At 42.0% G+C, this 23,539-nt stretch carries 20 protein-coding genes; 10 read left to right on the top strand and 10 right to left on the bottom strand.

Annotation, left to right across the window (positions count from 1 at the left end; genetic code table 11):
* Positions 1-134 precede the first annotated feature (134 nt).
* Positions 135-950 (bottom strand): co-chaperone DjlA, encoded by an 816-nt coding sequence (gene djlA, locus ACU696_RS18480; protein WP_004908636.1) that lies wholly within the window; start codon positions 948-950, stop codon positions 135-137.
* Between the two features lie 178 nt (positions 951-1,128).
* Here djlA and lptD point away from each other — a divergent pair, with 178 nt between their 5' ends.
* The 6 genes from lptD to apaH all read left to right on the top strand — a co-directional run bounded on the left by lptD (position 1,129) and on the right by apaH (position 8,026).
* Positions 1,129-3,504, top strand: coding sequence for an LPS assembly protein LptD (lptD, locus tag ACU696_RS18485; protein ID WP_042851533.1), 2,376 nt, complete (start codon positions 1,129-1,131; stop codon positions 3,502-3,504).
* A gap of 194 nt (positions 3,505-3,698) precedes the next feature.
* Complete coding sequence (gene surA, locus ACU696_RS18490) at positions 3,699-5,018, top strand: peptidylprolyl isomerase SurA (protein ID WP_042851532.1); 1,320 nt, start codon at positions 3,699-3,701, stop codon at positions 5,016-5,018.
* Complete coding sequence (gene pdxA / locus ACU696_RS18495; RefSeq protein WP_196718176.1) at positions 5,002-5,994, top strand: 4-hydroxythreonine-4-phosphate dehydrogenase PdxA; 993 nt, start codon at positions 5,002-5,004, stop codon at positions 5,992-5,994. Before surA ends, pdxA begins: the two co-directional genes overlap by 17 nt.
* Positions 5,991-6,800 (top strand): 16S rRNA (adenine(1518)-N(6)/adenine(1519)-N(6))-dimethyltransferase RsmA, encoded by an 810-nt coding sequence (rsmA, locus tag ACU696_RS18500; protein WP_164529108.1) that lies wholly within the window; start codon positions 5,991-5,993, stop codon positions 6,798-6,800. Before pdxA ends, rsmA begins: the two co-directional genes overlap by 4 nt.
* A gap of 18 nt (positions 6,801-6,818) precedes the next feature.
* Positions 6,819-7,196: a Co2+/Mg2+ efflux protein ApaG gene (gene apaG / locus ACU696_RS18505; RefSeq protein WP_004908625.1), complete on the top strand. Its 378-nt coding sequence runs from the start codon at positions 6,819-6,821 to the stop codon at positions 7,194-7,196.
* A 2-nt stretch (positions 7,197-7,198) separates the two neighbouring features.
* Positions 7,199-8,026, top strand: a complete 828-nt coding sequence (apaH, locus tag ACU696_RS18510; RefSeq protein WP_004908624.1) for a bis(5'-nucleosyl)-tetraphosphatase (symmetrical) ApaH — start codon at positions 7,199-7,201, stop codon at positions 8,024-8,026.
* A 72-nt stretch (positions 8,027-8,098) separates the two neighbouring features.
* Here the strand turns inward: apaH and folA are convergent, their stop codons facing one another.
* Positions 8,099-8,593: a type 3 dihydrofolate reductase gene (gene folA, locus ACU696_RS18515; RefSeq protein ID WP_004908621.1), complete on the bottom strand. Its 495-nt coding sequence runs from the start codon at positions 8,591-8,593 to the stop codon at positions 8,099-8,101.
* Between the two features lie 235 nt (positions 8,594-8,828).
* On the opposite strand from folA, the gene ACU696_RS18520 reads away from it, so the two are divergent.
* Positions 8,829-9,443, top strand: coding sequence for a LysE family transporter (locus ACU696_RS18520; protein WP_004908618.1), 615 nt, complete (start codon positions 8,829-8,831; stop codon positions 9,441-9,443).
* A gap of 72 nt (positions 9,444-9,515) precedes the next feature.
* Here the strand turns inward: ACU696_RS18520 and ftsP are convergent, their stop codons facing one another.
* The 7 genes from ftsP to nudF all read right to left on the bottom strand — a co-directional run bounded on the left by ftsP (position 9,516) and on the right by nudF (position 18,609).
* A complete protein-coding gene (gene ftsP, locus ACU696_RS18525) occupies positions 9,516-10,931 on the bottom strand; it encodes a cell division protein FtsP (RefSeq protein WP_109911778.1) in 1,416 nt (471 codons plus the stop codon).
* A 352-nt stretch (positions 10,932-11,283) separates the two neighbouring features.
* Positions 11,284-12,018, bottom strand: a complete 735-nt coding sequence (locus tag ACU696_RS18530; RefSeq protein WP_004908611.1) for a 1-acylglycerol-3-phosphate O-acyltransferase — start codon at positions 12,016-12,018, stop codon at positions 11,284-11,286.
* A gap of 108 nt (positions 12,019-12,126) precedes the next feature.
* Positions 12,127-14,382, bottom strand: a complete 2,256-nt coding sequence (gene parC, locus ACU696_RS18535; RefSeq protein WP_213637064.1) for a DNA topoisomerase IV subunit A — start codon at positions 14,380-14,382, stop codon at positions 12,127-12,129.
* 33 nt (positions 14,383-14,415) lie between these two features.
* Positions 14,416-16,311: a DNA topoisomerase IV subunit B gene (gene parE, locus ACU696_RS18540; protein ID WP_447343209.1), complete on the bottom strand. Its 1,896-nt coding sequence runs from the start codon at positions 16,309-16,311 to the stop codon at positions 14,416-14,418.
* 87 nt (positions 16,312-16,398) lie between these two features.
* Positions 16,399-16,980: an esterase YqiA gene (gene yqiA, locus ACU696_RS18545; protein ID WP_209101891.1), complete on the bottom strand. Its 582-nt coding sequence runs from the start codon at positions 16,978-16,980 to the stop codon at positions 16,399-16,401.
* Between the two features lie 7 nt (positions 16,981-16,987).
* Complete coding sequence (gene cpdA, locus ACU696_RS18550; RefSeq protein WP_109911776.1) at positions 16,988-17,827, bottom strand: 3',5'-cyclic-AMP phosphodiesterase; 840 nt, start codon at positions 17,825-17,827, stop codon at positions 16,988-16,990.
* A 143-nt stretch (positions 17,828-17,970) separates the two neighbouring features.
* Positions 17,971-18,609 carry an ADP-ribose diphosphatase gene (gene nudF / locus ACU696_RS18555; protein WP_004908597.1) on the bottom strand — a complete coding sequence of 213 codons (639 nt, stop codon included), beginning with the start codon at positions 18,607-18,609 and terminating at the stop codon, positions 17,971-17,973.
* Positions 18,610-18,914: 305 nt separating this feature from the next.
* Here nudF and tolC point away from each other — a divergent pair, with 305 nt between their 5' ends.
* The 3 genes from tolC to ACU696_RS18570 all read left to right on the top strand — a co-directional run bounded on the left by tolC (position 18,915) and on the right by ACU696_RS18570 (position 22,575).
* The gene (gene tolC, locus ACU696_RS18560; RefSeq protein ID WP_042851530.1) at positions 18,915-20,303 is read left to right on the top strand and encodes an outer membrane channel protein TolC; all 1,389 of its coding nucleotides are present in this window, start codon (positions 18,915-18,917) and stop codon (positions 20,301-20,303) included.
* A gap of 397 nt (positions 20,304-20,700) precedes the next feature.
* Positions 20,701-21,405, top strand: a complete 705-nt coding sequence (locus ACU696_RS18565; protein ID WP_042851529.1) for a DUF1190 family protein — start codon at positions 20,701-20,703, stop codon at positions 21,403-21,405.
* 6 nt (positions 21,406-21,411) lie between these two features.
* Entirely contained in the window at positions 21,412-22,575 is a 1,164-nt protein-coding gene (locus ACU696_RS18570; protein ID WP_209101889.1) for a glutathionylspermidine synthase family protein, read from the top strand.
* An 82-nt stretch (positions 22,576-22,657) separates the two neighbouring features.
* Here ACU696_RS18570 and ygiD read toward each other — a convergent pair whose 3' ends face one another.
* Positions 22,658-23,461: a 4,5-DOPA-extradiol-dioxygenase gene (gene ygiD, locus ACU696_RS18575; RefSeq protein WP_004908585.1), complete on the bottom strand. Its 804-nt coding sequence runs from the start codon at positions 23,459-23,461 to the stop codon at positions 22,658-22,660.
* Positions 23,462-23,539: the final 78 nt, after the last annotated feature.

Consider the following 23,539-nt stretch of genomic DNA (forward strand, 5'->3'; position numbering starts at 1 on the left):
GCCTGATTTCCCCTAAATAGTTCGTGTTGCAGCTAGGCGGCAAGAGAGCAAATCCCTAGGAGCATACAGTAGTATGTGACTAGGGTGCGCGAGCGCAGCCAACAACGCTGCGGCGCGAAATATGACGGGGAAATTTATTTGAAGCCGAGCTCCTTCTTAACTAAGTCATAAGCGGCTTGGATAGACTGCGCCTTTTGCTTCGCAATCTCCATCATCTCTGGCGGCAAACCTTTCGCAACCAGTTTATCGGGGTGATGCTCGCTCATCAGTTTACGATAGGCTCGCTTAATTTTTGTTGGGTCATCACTAGGAGACACGCCAAGCACTTTACAAGCATCTTCAAGGGTTGGGCCATTTGATTGCTGATAATACCCTCCTGATTGCTGCTGAGAGTATCCTTGGCCAAATTGGCGACCACTTTGGATCATATCCAAGAACTGTTCAAACTGAACCTTAGAAATACCGAGCTCTTCGGCAATAATAAACAACACTTTTCGTTCGTTCGGGTGTAATTGTCCATCAGCAAAAGCAGCTTGTAATTGAATTTCCAGAAACATCTGAATCAAGTCAAAACGGCCATAACAGGCCATACGTAATTGTTTTAATACATCACGCAATGGAAAGTTAGGGGATTTGCCTTCTCTAAATGCTTGTTGAGCCGCTTTTCGTGTTTCTCCATGTAATTGCATTCTGTCCATTAAATTGGTCGCAAGCTGAATATCTGTCTCGGTTACACGGCCTTTGGACTTCGTTAAATGCCCCAAAATTTGGAAGGTACTCGCAAAGAAAATGATTTGGCGATCTCGCTTATTCATTCTCCCTGCAAATTTACGTTGAATCGATGCTTTATCAAAACCATGCCCAATAATTAACCCAACTAGCGCTCCCCAAAAGCCCAATCCAGAGACGATTGCGAGTATAACGCCAATAATTTTGCCCCAATAGTGCATATATCCCTCAATTCTTCAATGCTCAAAATGCAATTTTGCATTATCATACTATTCATTCAGCTCTATGCATAACTACCCGCGCGTAAAGTTTCTTACATTATACTGGCGCAAAGTGGTTGGCTAAGTTAGTCTTTGAGCGTTTGCTGGCGATGCCAATGATGACGGAACCCCATATTTAATGATGAAAAAAAGCTATCCAACACTACTCGCCACCATGGTATGGGCGGCAATTTATAGTCAGCAAGCGCATGCTGACCTTGCACAGCAGTGTATGCTGGGTGTCCCTGTTTACACCAAACCGATTGTAAAAGGTGACCCTAATAACCTGCCGATTCACATTACCGCTGAAGATGTCCGTGGTGAATACCCTAATTTTGTTGAATATGAAGGTAATGTCGATATTCAACAAGGGAACCAAACATTAACCGCTGATAACGTTAAACTCACCCAAACAGAAACAGCGGGTGAACTCCCTGTGCGTGAAGTAACAGCCACTGGTAATGTGCACTACGATGACCCACAAATTATCTTAAAAGGCCCTTCTGCGTGGTCTAACTTAGATAATAAAAACACTGATGTGAATGACGGTAACTACATGATGGTAGGCCGTCAGGGGCGTGGTGATGCGACGAAAATGAAAATGCGTGGTGAAAACCGTTACTCTATTATGGAAAACGGTACATTCACAACCTGTTTACCCGGTAATAATAGCTGGAGCGTCGCGGGCTCTGAAGTCATTATCGACCGCGAAGAAGAAGTCGCTGAAATTTGGCATGCGCGCTTTAAAGTGGGTGACGTGCCTATTTTCTATAGCCCATATATGCAATTACCGATTGGCAATAAGCGCCGTTCAGGTTTTTTAATTCCGACGGGAAGTTATTCAAGTAACGATGGGCTAGAGTTCTCATTACCCTATTATTGGAATATTGCACCAAACTACGATGCCACAATTACACCGCAATTTATGACCCACCGTGGTGTAAAATTAAATAATGAATTCCGCTACCTTATTGCTCCAGGTACAGGCACCGTGGCCTTTGATTTTCTAAATCATGACCGTGCTTATATCAAAGACAAAGAACGTGGTAAGCGTGAAGATCGTGATAGCGATGACCGTTGGTTATTCTACTGGCGCCATTCTGGGACTTACGCGGGGCATTGGAACTTCAGCTCTGACTATACCAAAGTGAGCGACCCTAGCTATTTTACTGACTTTAGTTCCCAGTACGGTAGCACCACTGATGGCTACGCTACGCAAAAATTCAGTGCAGGTTATTCAGATACAAACTGGAATGCGAAAGTCACTCACAAGCAATTCCAAATTTTTGCGGATAACCCCAACAAGCGCGCTTATAAAGCAGAGCCACAAGTGGACTTCAATTATTATAAAAATAATTTAGGTGCCTTTGACGTGCATACTTACGCACAAGCTGCTCGTTTTACGAGTGTGGGTAAAAATAACCCAGACGCAACTCGCTTACACATTGAGCCAGAAGTAAACCTGCCATTGTCTAATGGTTGGGCAAATATGAATAACAGCATCAAATTGTATGCGACTCATTACGACCAAGATATTCCTCGCTCGAATACGGATACTAGCTTAGAAAAAAATGTTACGCGTGTTCTACCCATGTTTAAAAGCGATGCAAAAGTTGTCTTCGAACGAGACCTTTTCCAAGGCAGCGATTTCGTTCAAACATTAGAACCACGTGTCCAATATTTGTATATTCCGTATAAAGATCAAGATAATATCAATAACTTTGACTCTTCATTGCTGCAGTCAGACTATAGCGGTTTATTCCGTGACCGGATTTACAGTGGCCTTGACCGTATCGCCTCTGCAAACCAGTTCACCACAGGTGTCACAACACGTGTTTATGACGATACTTTAGCTGAGCGCTTTAACTTCTCTGTGGGGCAAATTTATTACTTTGAACGCCCACGTGCTGGTGATTCAAATCGCCCAATAGATGATAAAAGCAACACAGGTTCATTATTGTGGGCCACTGACTCTATGTGGCGAATTGATGATAACTGGGGCTTGCGTGGTGGGTTACAATATGACCGCCGTCTCGGTAATGTCACAATGGGGAATGCGGTTGCAGAATACCGTTTAGATGCCGATCGTTTAGTTCAGTTGAACTACCGTTTCGTTGACCGCGATTATATTCAAGCAACCTTCCGTCGTGAAGATACTGCGAATGGTGGCTATACCTATACACTGCCTGAATACCAACGCGGTATTTCACAAGTGGGTGCTGTCATGAGTTGGCCATTAAGCGAGCGTTGGGGCTTTGTAGGTTCATATTATTATGATACCAAACAACAGCAACCTGCGAGCCAACTGGTTGGTTTGCAATACAATACTTGTTGCTGGGCAGTCAATCTTGGCTATGAACGTAAGATAGTTGGTTGGCAAAAAGAGAAGTTTAGCAGTGAATATGACAATAAATGGTCAATCAATGTGGAACTTAGAGGCCTAAATAACAATCATAGTTTAGGTAGTCAGAAAATGTTAGAAAGTGGCATTATGCCTTATCAACGTGCTTTCTGATAAAAATAACATAAATTTACTCTAAATAATTCGAGTTGCAGTTAGGCGACAAGCAAGTGAGTCGCTAGGAGCATACATAAGTATGTGACTAGTGCGAATGAACGCAGTCAACAACACTGCAACTTGAAGTATGACGAGTAAAAAAGAGATTAGCCCGCTTTTGCGGAATCAAAGTCAATATTTATAGGACCATTATGAAGAATTGGAGAACGCTTATTCTGGGACTGATGTTCGCAAGCTCCACTGCTTTGGCTGCGCCTCAGCAAATGGATAAAGTCGCTGCGGTCGTCAATAACGGTGTTGTGCTGGAAAGTGACGTCCAGAATATGATCAACACAGTAAAACTGAACGCTCAGAACGCACGTCAACAAGTGCCTGATGATCAAACTCTGCGTCATCAGATCCTCGAGCGTCTCGTTATGGATAACATCATTTTGCAAATGGCTAGCCAAATGCAAATCAATATTCCAGATGAAGCCGTGGATGCAACTATTACGGATATCGCTCGTCAAAACGGTTTAACACTGCAGCAAATGCAACAACGCTTAACCGCAGATGGCATCAATATGAATCAATATCGTAGCGAAATTCGTAAAGAGATGCTGATCGCTGAAGTGCGTAACAATGAAGTTCGCCGCCGCGTTACCATTTTACCTCAAGAGGTTGATTCTCTTGCAGAGCAAATGAGCTCACAAGCCAATTATGAAATGGGCGTTAATCTAAGCCATATCTTGATCCCGTTGGCAGAAAACCCAACGCAAGAACAACTAAAAAACGCTGAAGCATTAGTGAATAAAATTTTAGCTGAACTGAAAAAAGGCGGAGATTTTGGTAAGTTAGCTATCGCTTATTCAGCAGACCCTCAAGCGCTGAAAGGCGGTAATATGGGTTGGTCACGCCTACAAGAATTGCCTGTTGTCTTTGCTGAACAGCTGAAAAATGCGAAAAAAGGCGATATTGCTGGCCCAATTCGTTCCGGTGTCGGCTACCATATTTTACGCGTAAATGATGTAAGTGGTGGCAGCCAACCGATTTCTGTCACAGAAGTGAAAGCACGTCACATCTTAATTAAGTCATCACCAATTATGGATGATGCACAGGCAAGACAAAAATTAACCAAAATTGCTCAGGAAATTCGTTCAGGCAAAGTTTCATTTGAAGATGCAGCAAAAGAGAATTCTGAGGATCCAGGTAGCGCATTAAAAGGTGGTGAATTAGGTTGGAATATGCCTGATGTCTACGACCCGGCTTTCCGTGATGCATTAATGAGACTGAATAAAGGCGAATTAAGCCAACCTGTTCAATCAAATTTTGGTTGGCACTTAATCCAATTAGAAGACACTCGTAACGTTGATAAAACAGATGCGGCACAAAAAGACCAAGCGTACCGCCTGCTATTCAACCGTAAATTTAATGAAGAAGCACAGAGCTGGATGCAAGAACAACGTGCTTCCGCTTATGTGAAAATGGTTGATGGCCGTGACAGCCAGTCTACAGATGAAAAATCAAATTAAGCCTATTGTCATCACTCCCGGCGAACCTGCCGGGATTGGTCCTGACCTACTGATTCAGCTTGCTCAACAGCAATGGCCTGTTGAGCTGGTTGCCTGTGTTGATCCTGAATTGTTACGCCAGCGTGCCAAAGCGCTGAATTTGCCACTGACATTAACCGAATATATCCCCAATACCGTCACTAAAGTACAACCTGCGGGTAGTTTATCCGTTCTACCTGTTCATTTAGCAACGGCTGCAAAGGCAGGTGTACTTAACGTTGATAATGGCCAATATGTCGTAGAAAGCTTAGCAAAAGCCTGTGACGGCTGTTTAAAGGGTGAATTCTCAGCCATAGTCACAGGGCCTGTACATAAAGGCATCATTAATGATGCTGGCGTACCATTTAGCGGCCACACTGAATTCTTTGCAGAAAGAAGTGGCTGTGAACGCGTTGTTATGATGCTAGCTACCGAAGAACTGCGTGTTGCATTAGCCACAACGCATTTGCCACTCAAGGACGTGTCAGCTGCCATCACTCAACAAAGCCTGAATGAAGTCATCACGATTTTACACCATGATTTACAAACAAAATTTGGTATTGAAAAACCAGCCATCTATGTTTGTGGTTTAAATCCACATGCAGGAGAAGGCGGGCACATGGGTACCGAAGAAATTGATACGATAGAGCCCGCGCTCGAAAACCTGCGCACAAAAGGGATTAATTTGATTGGGCCATTGCCTGCAGATACCCTATTTCAAGCTAAGTATTTAGACCATGCAGACGCAGTGTTAGCAATGTATCACGATCAGGGCCTTCCTGTGTTAAAATACCAAGGTTTTGGCAGAGCAGTAAATATTACTCTCGGCCTGCCTTTTATCCGTACCTCTGTCGACCATGGCACAGCCCTTGAACTCGCTGGTACGGGTCATGCTGATGTGGGAAGTTTTATCACCGCATTAAAGTTAGCTATCCAAATGACATCTAAGAATACATGAATAATCGAGTCCATCAGGGGCACTTTGCCCGCAAACGCTTCGGGCAGAACTTTTTAACTGACCAATTTATTATCGACAGCATCGTGGATGCCATGAACCCGCTGCCGGGTCAGTCCATTGTAGAAATTGGTCCCGGCTTAGGTGCCTTAACCGAACCTGTCGGTAACCGAATCGATAAAATGACTGTAGTTGAACTTGACCGTGACCTTGCAGCACGCTTACACGTTCACCCTCAGCTAAAAGATAAATTAACTATCATTCAGCAAGATGCAATGACAGTAGATTTTGGTGAATTAGCCAAACAAGCAGGTCAACCCCTGCGCGTTTTTGGTAACTTGCCTTACAATATCTCTACACCATTAATGTTCCATCTATTCACATTCACCAACTCCATTGCTGACATGAACTTCATGTTACAAAAAGAAGTGGTGAATCGTCTGGTCGCAGGCCCTGGCAGCAAAGCCTTTGGCCGCTTGAGTGTCATGGCACAATATTACTGTAACGTGGTGCCTGTATTGGAAGTACCGCCGACTGCATTTACACCCGCACCAAAAGTAGATTCTGCCATTGTTAGGTTGATTCCTCATCGTGAAAACCCATATCCGGTAAAAGACATTAAATTTTTAAGTCGCATTACCACACAAGCTTTCAATCAACGCCGTAAAACTGTTCGTAACAGTCTTGGGGATTTATTCAGCGTTGAAGAGTTAACAGAACTGGGTATTGATTTAAGCACTCGAGCAGAAAATATTTCTGTTGAACAATATTGTAAAATGGCAAACTATCTCTCTAACCGTTCAGAATAGTCTGTTGAAGGAGGCACTATGCTTAATGAGCCGAATGTTAGCATCCAAGTTCAGAGTGTCTATATAGAAAGCCAATCTCAACCCGATATTGCGAGATATGTGTTTGCTTACACAATCTGCATTCGTAATTTAGGGCGAGAACCTATCCAATTAATGAGCCGTTATTGGCTCATTACTAACAGTGATGGCCATAAAACCGAAGTTCAAGGTGAAGGAGTAGTGGGTGAACAACCCCTTATTCAGCCAGGAAAAGAATATCGTTATACCAGTGGCGCAATCCTTGAAACACCAATGGGTACGATGGAAGGTTATTATGTGATGATAAGTACGCAAGGGGACAGTTTCCACGTTGATATCCCTGCTTTTCGTCTTGCCATCCCAACACTGATTAATTAATTATGTCGACATATTTAGTAGGTGATATTCACGGTTGCTATCGTGAACTCCGTGACTTGATGGAAAGTGTTCATTTTGATCCAACCAAAGACACATTATGGTTAACAGGCGATCTCGTTGCTCGCGGAGCTGAATCACTGCAAGTTTTACGCTATGTAAAAAGCCTTGGCTCAGCCGTACGTCTAGTGCTTGGTAACCATGATCTCCATCTGTTGGGAATTTACTGTAAGATCAGTCGCAATAAACCCAAAGATCACCTCGATGAGTTATTACATGCCCCTGATCTTGACGAACTGATCAATTGGTTACGTCGCCAACCTTTATTACAAATTGATGAAGAAAAAAAGATCTTGATGACCCATGCCGGTATGACACCGCAATGGGATATCAAAACAGCACGCATGTGTGCAAGAGAAGTTGAAGCAGTGCTTTCCAGTGATGCATATCCACTATTTATCGACTCCATGTATGGTGATATGCCAAATAACTGGTCTGAAAGCCTAATGGGGCTAGCACGCTTGCGTTTTAGTACCAATGCCTTAACACGTCTGCGCTACTGTTTTCCGAACGGGCAATTAGATATGATTTGCAAGGAAAACCCCAAAAAGGCACCTGCCCCACTAAAACCGTGGTTCGATCTACCAAGCCAAATTCCTGATGATTACTCGGTATTTTTTGGTCACTGGGCATCGCTCGAAGGAAAATGTACCCCCGATAACGTCTATGCTTTAGATACTGGGTGCTGCTGGGGAGGAGACTTGACGCTATTCCATTGGGAAACCAAGCAGTATCACCGCCAAAAGTCATATCAAAAACGCCGCAAAGAATAACTTTTTATATGATCAACTGTAAGTTATAGCAAAATGGCGCAATTAAGCGCCATTTTGTGATCAAACCAAAAATTAAGCTCTTTTGGTTAGGATCTCAAAACAATAACCATGGGTATTGTTTTCATCAGCTTCATGGTATTCCGTAAAAATAGAATCCCATTCATCAGGCTCATAAGTTGGAAAATGGGTATCACCAATAACTTCGGCATCAACATGAGTCAAATAGAGTTTATTCGCTAATGGTAAAAATTGTTGATAAACTTTACCACCGCCAATCACCATCACTTCATCAACATTTTCAATTGCTTGTGCCGCGGCTAACGCTTCTTCAATTGACGTTACCCAAATCACATCAGAATCAGTGCCAGGAACACTGCTTAATACAATATTTACACGTTGTGGTAATGGGCGCCCAATAGATTCATAGGTCACACGCCCCATGATAACCGGTTTATTTAACGTATTTCGTTTGAACCACGCTAGATCCCCCGGCAAATTCCAAGGCATCGCTTTTTCCATGCCGATAACCTGATCGATCGCCATTGCTGCGATTAAGCTAATATTCATCTATTCACCTTAGAAACAAGATATAAAAATTGAGCACACTATACGGAAAGAGAATTGTTTCGTCGACTAAATTTAAGCTTCCTTAAACAGGTTTGAATCACTTATACTCAAATTGATAAACTTACGACTAAAAATAACATGAAAAAACAAAATGAACCCTCTGATATCAGCCTAAATACGAGTATTTAGTCGGTCATTTTTATTTACCAACATTGAACGGGAAAAGAGATCAAAAATGTACGAAACGAGTATTATGGTTGCGACCATCGCGGCACTCGGTATGCTTTCTCCAGGGCCTGACTTCTTTTTAATTGTCAAAAACTCAGCTCGCTATCAACGCTCTGCGGCATTAATGTCTGCATGTGGTGTGATAGTCGCTATCGCGTTGCATATGTCCTACTGCGTTGCGGGCCTAGCTGTTTTAATTACCACCACACCTTGGCTGTTTAATATCTTAAAATACGCAGGTGCGGCCTATTTAATTTGGATCGGTGTCAAAAGCTTACTTCCGCAATCCGGCCATAGCGTTGATCTTACGACCAGTAAACACGAAATTGTTTCATTCAAGAAAGCCTTTATGCAAGGTTTCCTCTGCAATGTATTAAACCCAAAAGCCACGCTATTCTTTTTAGCCGTCTTCACTCAAGTATTAGATGTTAATTCTACCGTCGGTGAAAAATTATGGTTTGCCTTTATTATTTGGGGCTTAGCTGTCATTTATTGGCCAATATTAGTCTTTTTGATCCAAAGTGCCCCTGTCAGAAAAGGCCTAGCAAAAGTACAAACCTATGTTGATAAGGTTCTCGGAGTGGTATTAATCGCCTTTGGTGTTCGAGTGGCGCTAAGCTAGCCTTATTAGCTCCCATCAAAAAAGCAGGCTAAATGCCTGCTTTTTAAATATTCAATATTGTTGTAATACGAATTATTGCATTGTGTCTTGCGGTGCAACAACCAACTGCCCCACTGAACCTAAATCCGCTTTTTCCAAGTTTTGACTATAGAATAAAAAAGGAAAGTGGTTATAGGATGGCTGCATCATTTCCACTAATAATTCAACGCGACCATCAACCCATACCGTATCTTTCCAGCCATAGTCTTCTGGTGGAGTTGGTTTACCATTACGGTTTAAAACCTTAAAACGCACACCTTCAATATGAAACGCTTGCGGTTCATTCGTCGTCACAACCCAACGCTCCCAATTACCTTGGAGACTTGAGAAATCGACCCTATTTGTATCAATGGTCGCATTGTTAATACCAAAACCATCATTAAGGTGAATATTGCGTTGTGTAATACTGGATGTGACTTGCGTTTTATCTTCAACTAATTGTGTCGGTAAGCCGTCTGTTACTAATGACATTAACCCTGTCGCTTTGATAGTTAGCACATTAGTTGAAATTAAATTATTCGATGGCTCGAATAACCCCTTTAAGCGGTCCATAAAGGTCGCCGACTCACCTGCCGTGATAGTTAACTCTTGCGTTTTAGCCATATCAATCAAGACTTCGCGTCGTTCACCCGGCGCTAACGGTAGTTCTTGAACACTCACAGGGACAGTTAGTAAACCTTGGTCAGATGCAATCAACGAAAATGGGCGGCCATCACTGATTTTCATTACATAATTACGGGAGTTCGACGCATTTAATAACCGTAAGCGCACCCATCCTCGAGAAACTTCAATGTATGGATTTTGCACGCCGTTAACCAGTAATGTATCGCCTAAAAAACCATTTTCATCCGCTTTGTATTCTGGAACGCCAAAATTATCTAAGCGCTTATCTTGAATAATGACCGGAAAATCATCAACACCATAGTGTTTCGGTAAACGCAGGTTTTTCGTCACATCATCTTCAATGATCCACATCCCTAATAAACCATTGTAGACTTGTTCGCCCATTTTCCCTTGAGTATTCGCATGATACCAGAGCGTAGCTGCATTTTGGCGTATCGGGATCACCGGAGACCAGTCCGCATTAGGTGAAATTAACCGTGCGGCTCCACCTATTTGTGTTCCTGGTATTTGCAAGCCACTGATAGTCATCGAAACGGCTTCAGGTAAGCGATTACTATAAATAAGCTTAATATCATCGCCATTTTTTACTTTGACAGTCGGGCCAGGAGAAGAACCATTAACTCCCCAAATATCGGCTGAATATTTTCCATCAAAAGACCAATGAATTTTTTGTAATGTTAAAAATAATGGCTGTCCAGACCGTGATTCTAATAACGGTGGTACAGGTAAAGCTGTTGCCCCTTCTGCATTTGCATAAATAGGCGCATAGGACAAACATAGAGCCATCCCTGCCGCTATTAGGGTTTGGCATCGATTGAATGACATAAATTCTCCGCTAAACAAAATTCCAGCGCATTTTATTATTTGATATTATAAATATTCAGCCAATGATATGGCTAATTTTAGGTTGGCGCTAGCAATATAACTACTTAGATACAACAATTTAAGACCGCAATAATTTGTGAGCCATGATATCGCGAAAAAAGGCTAAATTCTAAAAATATCTATCCAATACATTAAAATTTAATTAATAAGATTATAAATAGTAAGGGTAAGTAATTAGAAAAGGAAAGTCAGGCAGTCGATAACAATAAAGACAGTTTATGCTATGTTCTATCTAAAATAATAGGCAATATTCACATATTGCCTATTATTAAGATAAATTCAATCGGTTAGGCTATTTACCCTGTTTTGCCATCTCTTCAACCTCAAGATCGAGTTCTTTAATTTTTGCTTCCATTAAAGCATGGCAATGTTCCGATAATTCCCTCACTTGCTCACGGGTATAAAGTGATGTATCAATAGGGTCTAACATTTCAATAATTACGCTACCGTTATTCCAACGGTTTAGCTTAATTTTACCTTGTGTGCTCGAAACGCAAACAGGCACAATAGGTACCCCTGCTGCAATAGCCGCATGAAATGCCCCTGTTTTAAATGGCAATAAACCACGACCGCGACTACGCGTTCCTTCAGGGAACATCCATACGGATATTTTACGTTTTTTGATCTGGTCTGCGACTTGCGTGATCGTATTATGCGCCTTAGAACGATTCGCACGGTCAATCAAAATATTACCGGTGATCCAATACAGAAAACCAAAAAATGGAATGTAAACCAAGCTTTTTTTACCGACTGTAACTGTTCTCGGTAATACCCCATTTGACATAGTCACCATGTCGTAATTGTTTTGGTGATTCCCTATATAAATACTTGGGCCATAACTTTTGGCTTTCTCAGGTACACGATTAATAACCTTAATCCCAAACACGACGGATAACCGCCCAAACATATGGCCAAATGTCATTACGTGTTTTGGGTTGCGTGGGCTAAACAAGCAGTAAATACCGCCGCCTATGCACACAAAAATAGTGTAGATAATGACAATGATCGCTCTAATCAGCGCTAACATACTAACCCCAAATTGTAAGGGGCTTCGCAGCCCCATGATGAATATTGTCTGCTTATAAACCTTTTGAACTTCATACTCAACAAGATTTATAAGGTTTGTTTTTGTTAATTATTCAGTATCTACTGGCTCAATATCAATACGCTCAATATTGTGCATTCCACGCGGTAATGACGTCCCTTTACGGCCACGTTCTGAACGGTATTTTTGCAAATCTTCTGCTTTAAATTTCAGTTTCCGCTTACCAAAATGCAAGGTCATTGATGCCCCCACAGGCAAGATCATCAACCAAGTCAATAAATCATCACCCGTTGCCGCTTGCGCGCCAGCAATATTGATAATTTTATTACCTTTACCTTTTGAAAGTTGAGGTAAATCCGCTACAGGGAATATCAACATACGCCCTGCCTTGGTAATTGCCAATAGCAAATCTTCCTGTTCATTATGCAGTTCAATTGGTGCTAATACTTTGGCGTTTTCAGGTAAGGAGATTAAGGCCTTACCTGTTTTATTTTTAGTGACTAAATCATTAAAGGTACAAATAAAACCGTAACCTGCATCAGAAGCCATTAAATATTTCTGTTCGTCAGGCGCCATTAATACATGCTCAATGGTCGCACCTGGAGGCAGAGTTAATTTACCCGTTAGAGGCTCACCTTGACTACGCGCTGAAGGTAATTCCAGTGGGTCCACAGAATAGCTGCGCCCTGTCGTATCAAGGAACACCGCCGCTTGGTTTGACTTGCCTCGTGCTGCTCCTTTAAAACCATCTCCTGCTTTATAATTTAGGTTAGTCGGTTCGATATCATGCCCTTTAGCACTACGCACCCATCCCATATCAGAAAGCACAACGGTAATCGGTTCTGACGGTAAAATTTCATGCTCGCTCATTGCTTTCGCTTCTTCCCGCTCATGCAACGGGGAGCGACGGTCATCACCGTAATCTTTGGCGTCAGATTGAATCTCTTTTTTAATCAACGTATTTAAACGTCTTTCAGACCCGAGAATCGCTTGTAAATCATCGCGTTCTTTAGCCAACTCATCTTGCTCGCCACGAATCTTCATTTCTTCAAGCTTGGCTAAATGGCGTAATTTTAGCTCTAAAATAGCTTCAGCTTGGGTATCACTGATATTAAAACGTGACATTAAAACCGCTTTCGGTTCATCTTCTGTACGAATAATTTCAATGACTTCATCAATATTCAGATAGGCAATTAATAAACCATCTAAAATATGTAAACGTCTTAATACTTTTTCTAACCGATGATTTAAGCGATTACGTACGGTTTGACGACGGTAAGCAATCCACTCATTTAAGATCTCAACAAGCCCTTTTACCGCTGGTCGGTTATCTAAACCAATCATATTTAGGTTAACACGGTAACTACGCTCTAAATCTGTTGTCGCAAATAAGTGTGTCATGACTTGTTCAAGGTCAACACGATTACTGCGCGGAACAATCACTAAACGAGTTGGGTTTTCGTGGTTTGATTCATCACGTAAATCTTCAACCATCGGCAATTTTTTTGCACGCATTTGGCTGGCAATTTGTTCTAGGACTTTCGCCCCAGAAACTTGATGAGGTAGAGCCGTGATAACCGCATTACCATCTTCTTTTTCCCACACAGCACGCATGCGTACAGAACCGCGCCCATTTTGATAAATTTTACGGATATCATCACGGGAAGAAATAATTTCTGCTTCAGTTGGATAATCAGGCCCCGGTACAAATGCCATGATGTCATCAAGATTTAGTGTCGGTTTATCCAGTAAAGCAACCAACGCTTGAGCCACTTCTCGGGCGTTATGGGGTGGAATATCTGTCGCCATCCCAACCGCAATTCCCGTTGTACCGTTTAGCAGAATATTCGGTAAACGTGCCGGCAACATTTTTGGCTCGTTTAGCGTACCATCAAAGTTTGGTACCCAATCAACTGTGCCATGGCCAAGTTCGCTGAGTAAAATTTCAGCATATTTTGATAAACGTGATTCTGTATAACGCATTGCTGCGAATGATTTAGGGTCATCGGGTGCCCCCCAGTTCCCTTGGCCATCCACCAGCGGGTAGCGGTAAGAAAATGGCTGCGCCATCAACACCATCGCTTCATAACAAGCGATATCACCATGTGGGTGATATTTACCGAGAACATCGCCCACCGTTCTGGCGGACTTTTTGTATTTCGCAGTGTTGCTTAAGCCAAGTTCTGACATCGCATACACAATACGGCGCTGAACAGGTTTAAGCCCATCGCCAATAAATGGTAATGCCCTATCCATGATGACGTACATCGAATAGTTCAGATAGGCATTTTCAGTGAAGGCATGCAGCGGTAAACGCTCTACACCATCATGAGTAATTTCACTCATTCAATTCGTTCCTTTCTCATCGCAATTCGAATATTAGACATCAATTTCAGCCATATCGCCTTTTTCTTGCAGCCAATTACGGCGATCTTCAGAGCGTTTTTTAGCAAGAAGCATATCCATGACAGCAAGTGTTTCTTGGTAGTTTTCATCATCGATAATTAGCTGTACAAGACGACGAGTATTTGGATCTAATGTCGTTTCACGTAATTGCAGTGGGTTCATTTCACCCAACCCTTTAAAACGTTGAACATTGGGTTTACCGCGCTTGCGGCTAAGACGTTCAAGCACAGCATTTTTTTCGCTTTCATCAAGGGCGTAAAACGTTTCTTTACCTAAATCGATACGATATAACGGTGGCATTGCCATATAGACATGCCCTGCTTTTACTAATGTTGGGAAATGACGGACAAATAATGCACATAGCAGTGTAGCAATGTGCAAGCCATCGGAGTCCGCATCCGCAAGGATACAAATTTTCCCATAGCGCAATTGGCTAAGGTCTTCGCTATCGGGGTCTATCCCAATAGCAACAGAGATGTCATGTACATCTTGGGAAGCTAAAACTTCATCAGAAGACACTTCCCATGTATTGAGGATTTTACCGCGCAACGGCATGATAGCTTGATATTCGCGGTCACGAGCTTGTTTTGCAGACCCTCCCGCGGAGTCCCCTTCTACAAGGAACAATTCCGTCATACTCAGGTCTTGGGAGCTACAATCGGCTAATTTACCCGGTAATGCAGGGCCACTGGTGAGTTTTTTACGCACCACTTTTTTCGCTGCACGCATTCGACGTTGCGCGCTAGAAATTGCCATTTCTGCGAGTTGTTCAGCCACTTGCACGTTCTGGTTAAGCCATAAACTGAAAGCATCTTTTACCACACCCGAAACAAACGCAGCACATTGACGCGAAGACAGACGTTCTTTCGTTTGCCCTGCAAATTGTGGGTCTTGCATTTTAACGGAAAGCACATAAGTGCAGCGCTCCCAAATGTCATCAGCGGAGAGCTTAACACCACGAGGCAATATATTACGGAATTCACAAAACTCACGCATTGCATCAAGCAACCCTTGGCGTAAACCATTAACATGGGTCCCACCTAGCGCTGTTGGGATAAGGTTGACATAACTTTCTGTTAGTAATTCCCCGCCTTCAGGCAACCAGAGCAACGCCCATTGTGCGGCTTCAGTTTCCCCGGAAAATTCGCCTGTAAACGGTTTTGGCGGTAACGCTTCAAGGCCGTCAATTGACTCCATTAGGTAATCGGTCAACCCGTCACTGTAGCACCAGCTTTGCTCTGTATTGTTGAGCTTATCCTTAAACGTGATTTTCACGCCAGGGCATAAAACGGCTTTAGCTTTTAAGTTATGAGTTAAACGAGTTACTGAAAACTTTGGACTATCAAAATAGCTGCCATCTGGCCAAAAATGCACGCTAGTACCTGTGTTACGTTTGCCACAAGTCCCTATTACATGCAAATCTTCAACCTTGTCGCCGTTCTCAAAAGCAATTTGATACACTTGGCTATCACGACGAACAGTAACTTCAATACGTTTTGATAACGCATTGACGACAGAAATCCCGACACCATGCAAACCACCTGAGAATTGGTAGTTTTTATTGGAGAATTTTCCCCCTGCATGTAATTGCCCTAGAATCAGCTCAACAGCTGACACTTTCATTTCAGGGTGGATATCGACAGGCATACCGCGCCCATCGTCGATTACTTCAAGGGATTGATCGGCATGTAAAATAACTTCGATGTGGCTCGCGTGCCCCGCAAGCGCTTCATCGACGCTATTATCAATTACTTCTTGAGCCAGATGGTTCGGTCGACTGGTGTCGGTATACATCCCCGGACGACGGCGAACAGGCTCTAAACCACTGAGGACTTCAATGGCCTCTGCGTTATAACTAGATTGAGTCATGTTGTCATTCTGCGGTAATAGGTGATTAATTGAACTATTCAATCAGTGAGTTACTGTTGATAATAACAGTGTTCATACGTTTTGACACTATTTCTCTGCCAATTGAAGGAAATCAACAATTTGAGAAAAGTAAGCTTCAAAACCAATAAAGGCATGATTACCGTCAGGTTCCACAGTTTGTTTGCACTTTGAAAGATAGGCAACTGCCTCTCGATAATCAAGTACTTCATCGCCCATTTGCTGTAGTAGCCAGATAAGATGAGGAGATGCGAGTCTTTCAATGTATAAGGATTTTAGCTCATGGATATGCTTTTCTTCCAACCCATATTGTTCATGAGTATATGGGTTTGTATTGTCGCCTAAGTAATCTTGCAGTAAATCAAAAGGACGCACTGCAGGGTTTACAACGACAGCTGGGAGCTGATAACGCTCTGAAAACCAAATCGAAAAATAACCGCCTAGTGAAGACCCAACTAGCCCCATTTTTTCATGCTGGTGCTGTTGGATAATATCATCCAACATCGCTTGAGCTTGCTGAGGGTAGTTCGGCAATTGCGGTACAAGCATATTAATATGTGGATAATTCTCGTCAATCCATTGCTTTAAGTTATTAGCTTTAGCGGATTGAGGTGAGCTATTAAAACCATGAATATAAAGTAGAGTAGACATAAGCGAATTAATAACCGTCAGAGTCAAGGTCAGGGCTAAACTCTCTTGTGTCTAAACGGTGAACGTGGGTTGTAATATGCCTTTGACTTTGCTCATTAATGCTTAATTCTAAATATCGCCAACCCGGCGCGACAGTATCAAGGGCAAAATTAGTACAGTGAGGTTTAAATTGTACGCAAGTAGAAGGCGTAGCTAATAACCGAATCCCGTGCCAGTTTTCATCCATTTCTTGGTGAATATGGCCACATAGCATCGCTTTAACATTTGGGTAGTTTTTTAAGTAGTCAGCTAAAATATGTGAATTTCTCAAACTGTGCTGATCAAGCCAAGTACAACCCGAAGCTAGAGGATGGTGATGCAGCATAATCAATGTGGTACGTTCAGGTTCAGCATCTAAGCTGGCTTTCATCCATTCCAATTGTTGTTCAGAAAGCTCACCATGAGGTACATCTTGAAGTTGGCTATCAAGCATCAGAATTTGCCATTCATCGCCAATTAAAATTTGTTTAGCACTTGAAATCCCAGCAACTCGCAGTGTTTCTACCATAGCAGGTGGGTAATCATGATTACCAGGAAGCCATACACAAGGGGCAGGAATACGCGCAATACCATCCGCAAAATGCTGATAAGCTTGTGGTGATTGGTCTTGAACCAGATCCCCTGTCGCAACAATTAAATCAATTGGAAGATTTTGCTCTGTGATAGCATCAAGTACCGCCTGATAGCTACGGTAAGTATTTACCCCTAAAAGCGTATTTTCTGTATTAGCAAAAAGATGCGTATCAGTAACCTGTAAAATTCTCACAATTTTAGAGTTCTTCGCAGTCACTTCAAGCTGGCTGTCCAAAAGTATTCCTTTCCTTAAATATTATTTAGTACCTAATCTATTCATTAAAACTATATAAAAGCTAAACACACTTATAACTATCTTAAAACTTTACTTTCTAACTTTCTGATAATCAGCACACACTTCACCAGATTAATCGTTATTTAAAACTGTTTCATCCACTTTTCATAAAGTTTTTGCTGGTTGAGCTGTAACCACTGAATAGCAATAACGGTTGCTGCATTATCAATTGTGCCATCTTCAACCCATTGATAAGCTTGTTCTCGGCTAACCACATGCACACAAATATCTTCATTTTCTGACGCTAGCCCATGCACCCCTTTCGCTTGGCTGCTATCGACTTCACCGATAAATACATGCATACGTTCAGTCGTACCACCCGGGCTAGAAAGATAACTTACTGCTTTTTCAGTACGACCAATAATAAGCCCAGCTTCCTCAACGGCTTCACGACGAATAACCTCTTCGGGCGATTCGTTTGGCTCAATCATTCCAGCAACTGCTTCAAGCAGCCAAGGTGTTTCGCTAGTTTCGATCGCAGGTAACCGAATTTGTTCAATTAAAACAACACTATTCGTTTTCGGGTCATAGGGTAAAACCACACCTGCGTGACCACGTTCAAAAACTTCACGGCGAATTTCTTTACTCCATCCGCCCGCGAAAAGGCGATGTCGAAATTGATATTCAACCATTTGAAAAAAACCGTTAAATAATTTACGCTTGGATATAATTTCAACATCATTCTTGCCATATTTAATTGGCTGCTTTATTTGTTTTGTCATTGCATTCTCCAAACCCAATTATTCCATCTTAAGGAAATAATTGTGGATTAAAACAGTTTTTAAGGTTTTTTAACCTCAGATGAGGTAATGTTTAATAAATTGAGACAAAATGGCACAAAAGGCTACCGTTAATAGAAGTGATACTCTGTTACAATAAGCGCCATTATTCAAATCTAAGAGCAACGTAGTGTCTGTTTTTAATAACTGTCTCTAAAACGGATAATTTAATATCTATCGCCTAGTTAGGCATGGTACGTTTTAGGCAACAGACTCAACTTAATTTGCTGTTTAATCAAGGAATCAAAATGAAGAAACTGCTTCCCCTTTTAATTTCGATGAGTTTTGTGGGTCTCAGTACCAATAGCTACGCAGAAGATTTACTACAGGTTTACCAAAAATCCAAAGAAAGTAACCCTGAGTTAAGAAAATCATTAGCAGAACGTAATCAAGCTTTTGAAAAAATTAATGAATCTCGTAGCCCATTATTGCCACAATTAGGTTTAGGTGCAGGAGCTAGCTACGGAAGCGGTTACCGTGATGCAAGAAACACTGAAAGCACAGGTTTAAATGCTTCACTGAAACTAACCCAAGTTGTGTTTGATATGTCTAAATGGCGTCAATTAACTATCCAAGAAAAAACAGCGGGTATTTCTGATGTCACTTACCAAACAAGTCAGCAGCAATTAATTTTAGATACTGCAATTGCGTATTTTAACGTATTAAAAGCGATTGACGCGTTATCTTATATTGAAGCGAATAAAGAAGCTGTTTATCGCCAATTAGACCAAGTGACACAACGCTTTAACGTTGGTCTTGTTGCTATTACTGACGTGCAAAACGCCCGTGCAAACTATGATAGCGTTATAGCACAAGAAGTTGCAGGCCGTAACGAGTTAGAAAATGCGATTGAAAAATTGCGTCAAGTCAGCGGCGTGTACTATAACCAACTTGCCTCTTTAAATATCGACCGTTTTAAAACCAATGAACTGGGCGATATCAACGCTATCTTAAAAGAAGCGGAAGAGCGTAACCTCAGCCTGTTAAGCGCACGTTTAGCACAAGACGTTTCTCGTGAAAACATCCGTTTAGCGGAAACAGGTCACATGCCAACGGTTAGCCTTGATGCCTCAACATCAGTCACAAATAGTTACCAACACGGCAGTGGTTATAATACTCCATATGGCGGTAGTGCGAGCAATAGCTACAACGGCCAAAATAGCATTGGCTTAAATTTAAGCATTCCACTGTATAGTGGTGGTGCAGTAAGTTCTCAGGTCGAACAAGCACAATATGGTTTCCAAGGTGCTAGTGAGCAACTAGAAAGCGTTTATCGCAATGTGGTTCAGTTAGTTCGCTCATCATTTAATAACGTAGCATCGTCAATCAGTAGTATTAATGCTTACAAACAAGTTGTTGTTTCCGCACAAAGCTCATTAGATGCGATGGAAGCAGGCTACCAAGTAGGAACACGTACCATTGTTGACGTATTGACAGCAACAACAGCGCTATACCAAGCGAAGCAGAATCTGTCTAATGCGCGTTATGACTACATGATTAACCAACTGAATATCGAATTTGCTCGCGGCACATTGAACGAAGACGATATTGCACGCCTGAATGCGAATTTAGGTAAAGAGATTTCAACCTCTGCAAGTAGTATTATCCGTAATACCAATGCGCCAAAAATGAACTAAAATATTTAGCTCATGTGAAAATGACATAATGACCCGCTTACATAGCGGGTTATTTTTGAGGGTAATCCTGCAAACTACTTAGAATTGCTAATTTGTACTAATTAAACCGTTTATAACGCCTTTTCATTAGCCACGGGCACAAATTCAGTGAATTCTCACTCTTATTACTACGCATTAGAGCAAAAAACAACCTACATCTAATATATTGATATAAAATAAAAATATTATTTTCTCTTCAATAAACGCCATGCTAATTAGGGAAAAATAGCAGAAAGTTATCAAAATGATAAATTCAGCTCATTTCTCCTATATTTCTGCTTTAATTTTCAGCGTTTATCCCCTATCCTAGAGCTAACATCTAAAAACATCTTACTTAATTTAATTCAGGGTAATTACCATGACCATGAAGCGTACCAAAAATATTAACCAGAGCGCCTTCCGTAAGTCTTGGCGTTCATACCGTTTAGCACCTGTGGCTGTTGCGGTCAGTGCTGTATTTATGCTTTCCGCTTGTGAAGAAAGCGATGAAACCGTATCACTGTACACCAATGCGCAAGATTGTAGCCAAGCGAACCCATCGCAAGCAGAACAGTGCACCATCGCCTACAATAATGCTCTACAAGAAGCGGCTAAAACTGCACCTAAATATGAAACTCAAGCTGACTGCATTGCTGAGTTTGGTGAATCAATGTGTACTCAAGCTCCAGCTCAAGCAGGTCTTGCAGGCACTAGTTCAACCAATGGTGAACAAACGGCCCAAGCACAAAGCAGCGGTGGTAGCATGTGGATGCCATTAATGATGGGTTATATGATGGGCCGTATGATGGGCGGTAGCGCTGCATCACAACCATTATTCAGCTCAAAAAACCCAGCTAGCCCAGCCAACGGTAAGTTTGTGGATGCATCAGGTAAAAGCTATGGCCCTGCAGTTGCAGGTGGTCGTTCAATGAGCGTACCGAAAACAGCCATGGCACCTAAACCACCAACAACTTCAACCGTTACCCGTGGTGGTTTTGGTGACACCGTAAATAAACAAGCGATGGCACAACGTTCATCTTCTTCTGCAAAATCAACCTCTTCTTCCCGTTCGATGGGTGGTTGATAAGTAATGAAACGAGTTCCTATAGTAGAGCGCCCAAACTGGCGCGAAAAAGCCTCTGAATTTGGCTTTGAATTTCATACTATGTATGGTGAGCCTTACTGGTCAGAAGATGCGTATTACCAATTCACTATGGCACAGATTGAAGAAATCGAAGATGCAACCGAGCAGTTGCATCAAATGTGCCTAAAAGTGGTTGAACGTGTTCTTGAAAGCGATGAGCTAATTGCACGTTTTCAGATCCCTAAGCATTGCTGGGAATTTGTTCGCAGTTCATGGAAAAGCGAACAACCTTCTTTATATTCCAGGCTTGACCTCGCTTACGATGGTATTAACCCACCTAAGCTATTGGAAAACAATGCGGATACTCCAACCTCATTATATGAGTCTGCATTTTTCCAATGGATCTGGCTAGAAGATCAAATTGAAGCAGGAAAACTCCCTGAAAACGCCGATCAATTTAATAGCATTCAAGAGCAATTGATCGAGCGCTTTACGCAATTAAAAGATCAGTATGGTTTCCGTTTGTTGCATATGTCTTGTTGCCGTGACACAGAAGAAGATCGCGGTACTGTTCAATATTTACAAGACTGTGCAAATGAAGCTGGTATTGCCACTGAATTCTTATATATCGATGAAATTGGTCTAGGTGAAAAAGGTGAATTTTCGGATACACAAGATCAGGTGATTAGTAACCTGTTCAAGCTATATCCGTGGGAATTTATGCTAAGAGAAATTTTCTCGACTAAATTGCAAGATGCTGGTGTACGCTGGTTAGAACCTGCATGGAAGAGCATCATTTCTAATAAAGCTTTATTGCCAATGTTATGGGAAATGTTCCCAGATCACCCAAATTTACTGCCTGCTTATTTTGCAGATGGCAAAACCCAACCAGAACTCGAAAAATACGTTATTAAGCCCCTATTCTCTCGCGAAGGTGCTAATATCCGTATTATCGAAAACGGTAAAGAAATTGCAGCCGCGGATGGCCCATACGGCGAAGAAGGTATGATTATTCAACAGTTCCACCCACTTCCACAATTTGAAGGTAACTACACCTTAGTCGGAAGCTGGTTGGTGAATGATCAACCTGCGGGGATCTGTATTCGTGAAGATAAAGAATTGATCACTCAAGATTTATCACGTTTTTACCCACATACGATCATCGACTAATCATACTTAAAGCTAAAAATGAAGCCCAAACATAGCAATATGATTTGGGCTTTTTTATGAAACAAAGCTATCGCAGAAAAATTTATCCTACCTGAATAGACAACATACTTAACGATGCTGACACAATTCCTTCAATCGGTGTACTAATCTCTTCTTGACCATCCCAAGTGCCTAAAATAGGTAAAATAGGCAAGTAATGTTCTGGTGATGGGTTCGACAATTTGCCATCCTCCCGTTCCAATCCGCTAGCTAGTGGATGTGGCGTTTCATGGCTTTTCAGATTGTCATACACAAATTTCTCAAAAGATATTGCCCACGGGTATGGCTCAGCATGGGAATTTTGCCAATTCATCGCTCGTAAATTGTGTACAACATTGCCACTCCCCATAATCAATACACCTTCATCCCTTAGAACGGATAGTTTTTTTCCAAGGTCATAGTGCCAAATAGCAGGCTTGCTACCATCGATACTCAATTGGATTACGGGGATATCGGCTTCTGGATACATACGTACCAAAATTTCCCACGTGCCATGGTCTAATCCCCACTCTTGTTCATCAAGGTAAATTGGCTCAGGGGCTAATAATGAGGCAACTTGCTGAGCTAATTCAGGAGAACCAGGGGCAGGATATTCGATTTGGTACAAGGCTTCAGGGAACCCACCAAAATCATGAATCGTTTTCGGTTTTAACATCGAAGTAACTGCGGTTCCACGCGTATACCAGTGGGCTGAAATCACTAAAATTGCACTTGGCCGAGGTAAAGCTTTACCGAGTTTCTCCCACGTTTGAGTATAAGGATTATCCTCAATCGCGTTCATGGGGCTACCATGACCAATAAAAATGGCAGGGATCTTATTTTTTACCACTGAAGTATTTAGCGACATGATGATTTCAACTCCAACTCAATTAGTTTCTTCCTACAGCATACGCTTTCCTGTCAAAAACACAGTGGGCTAATTATG

The sequence above is a fragment of the Providencia sp. PROV_01 genome (assembly GCF_053098325.1).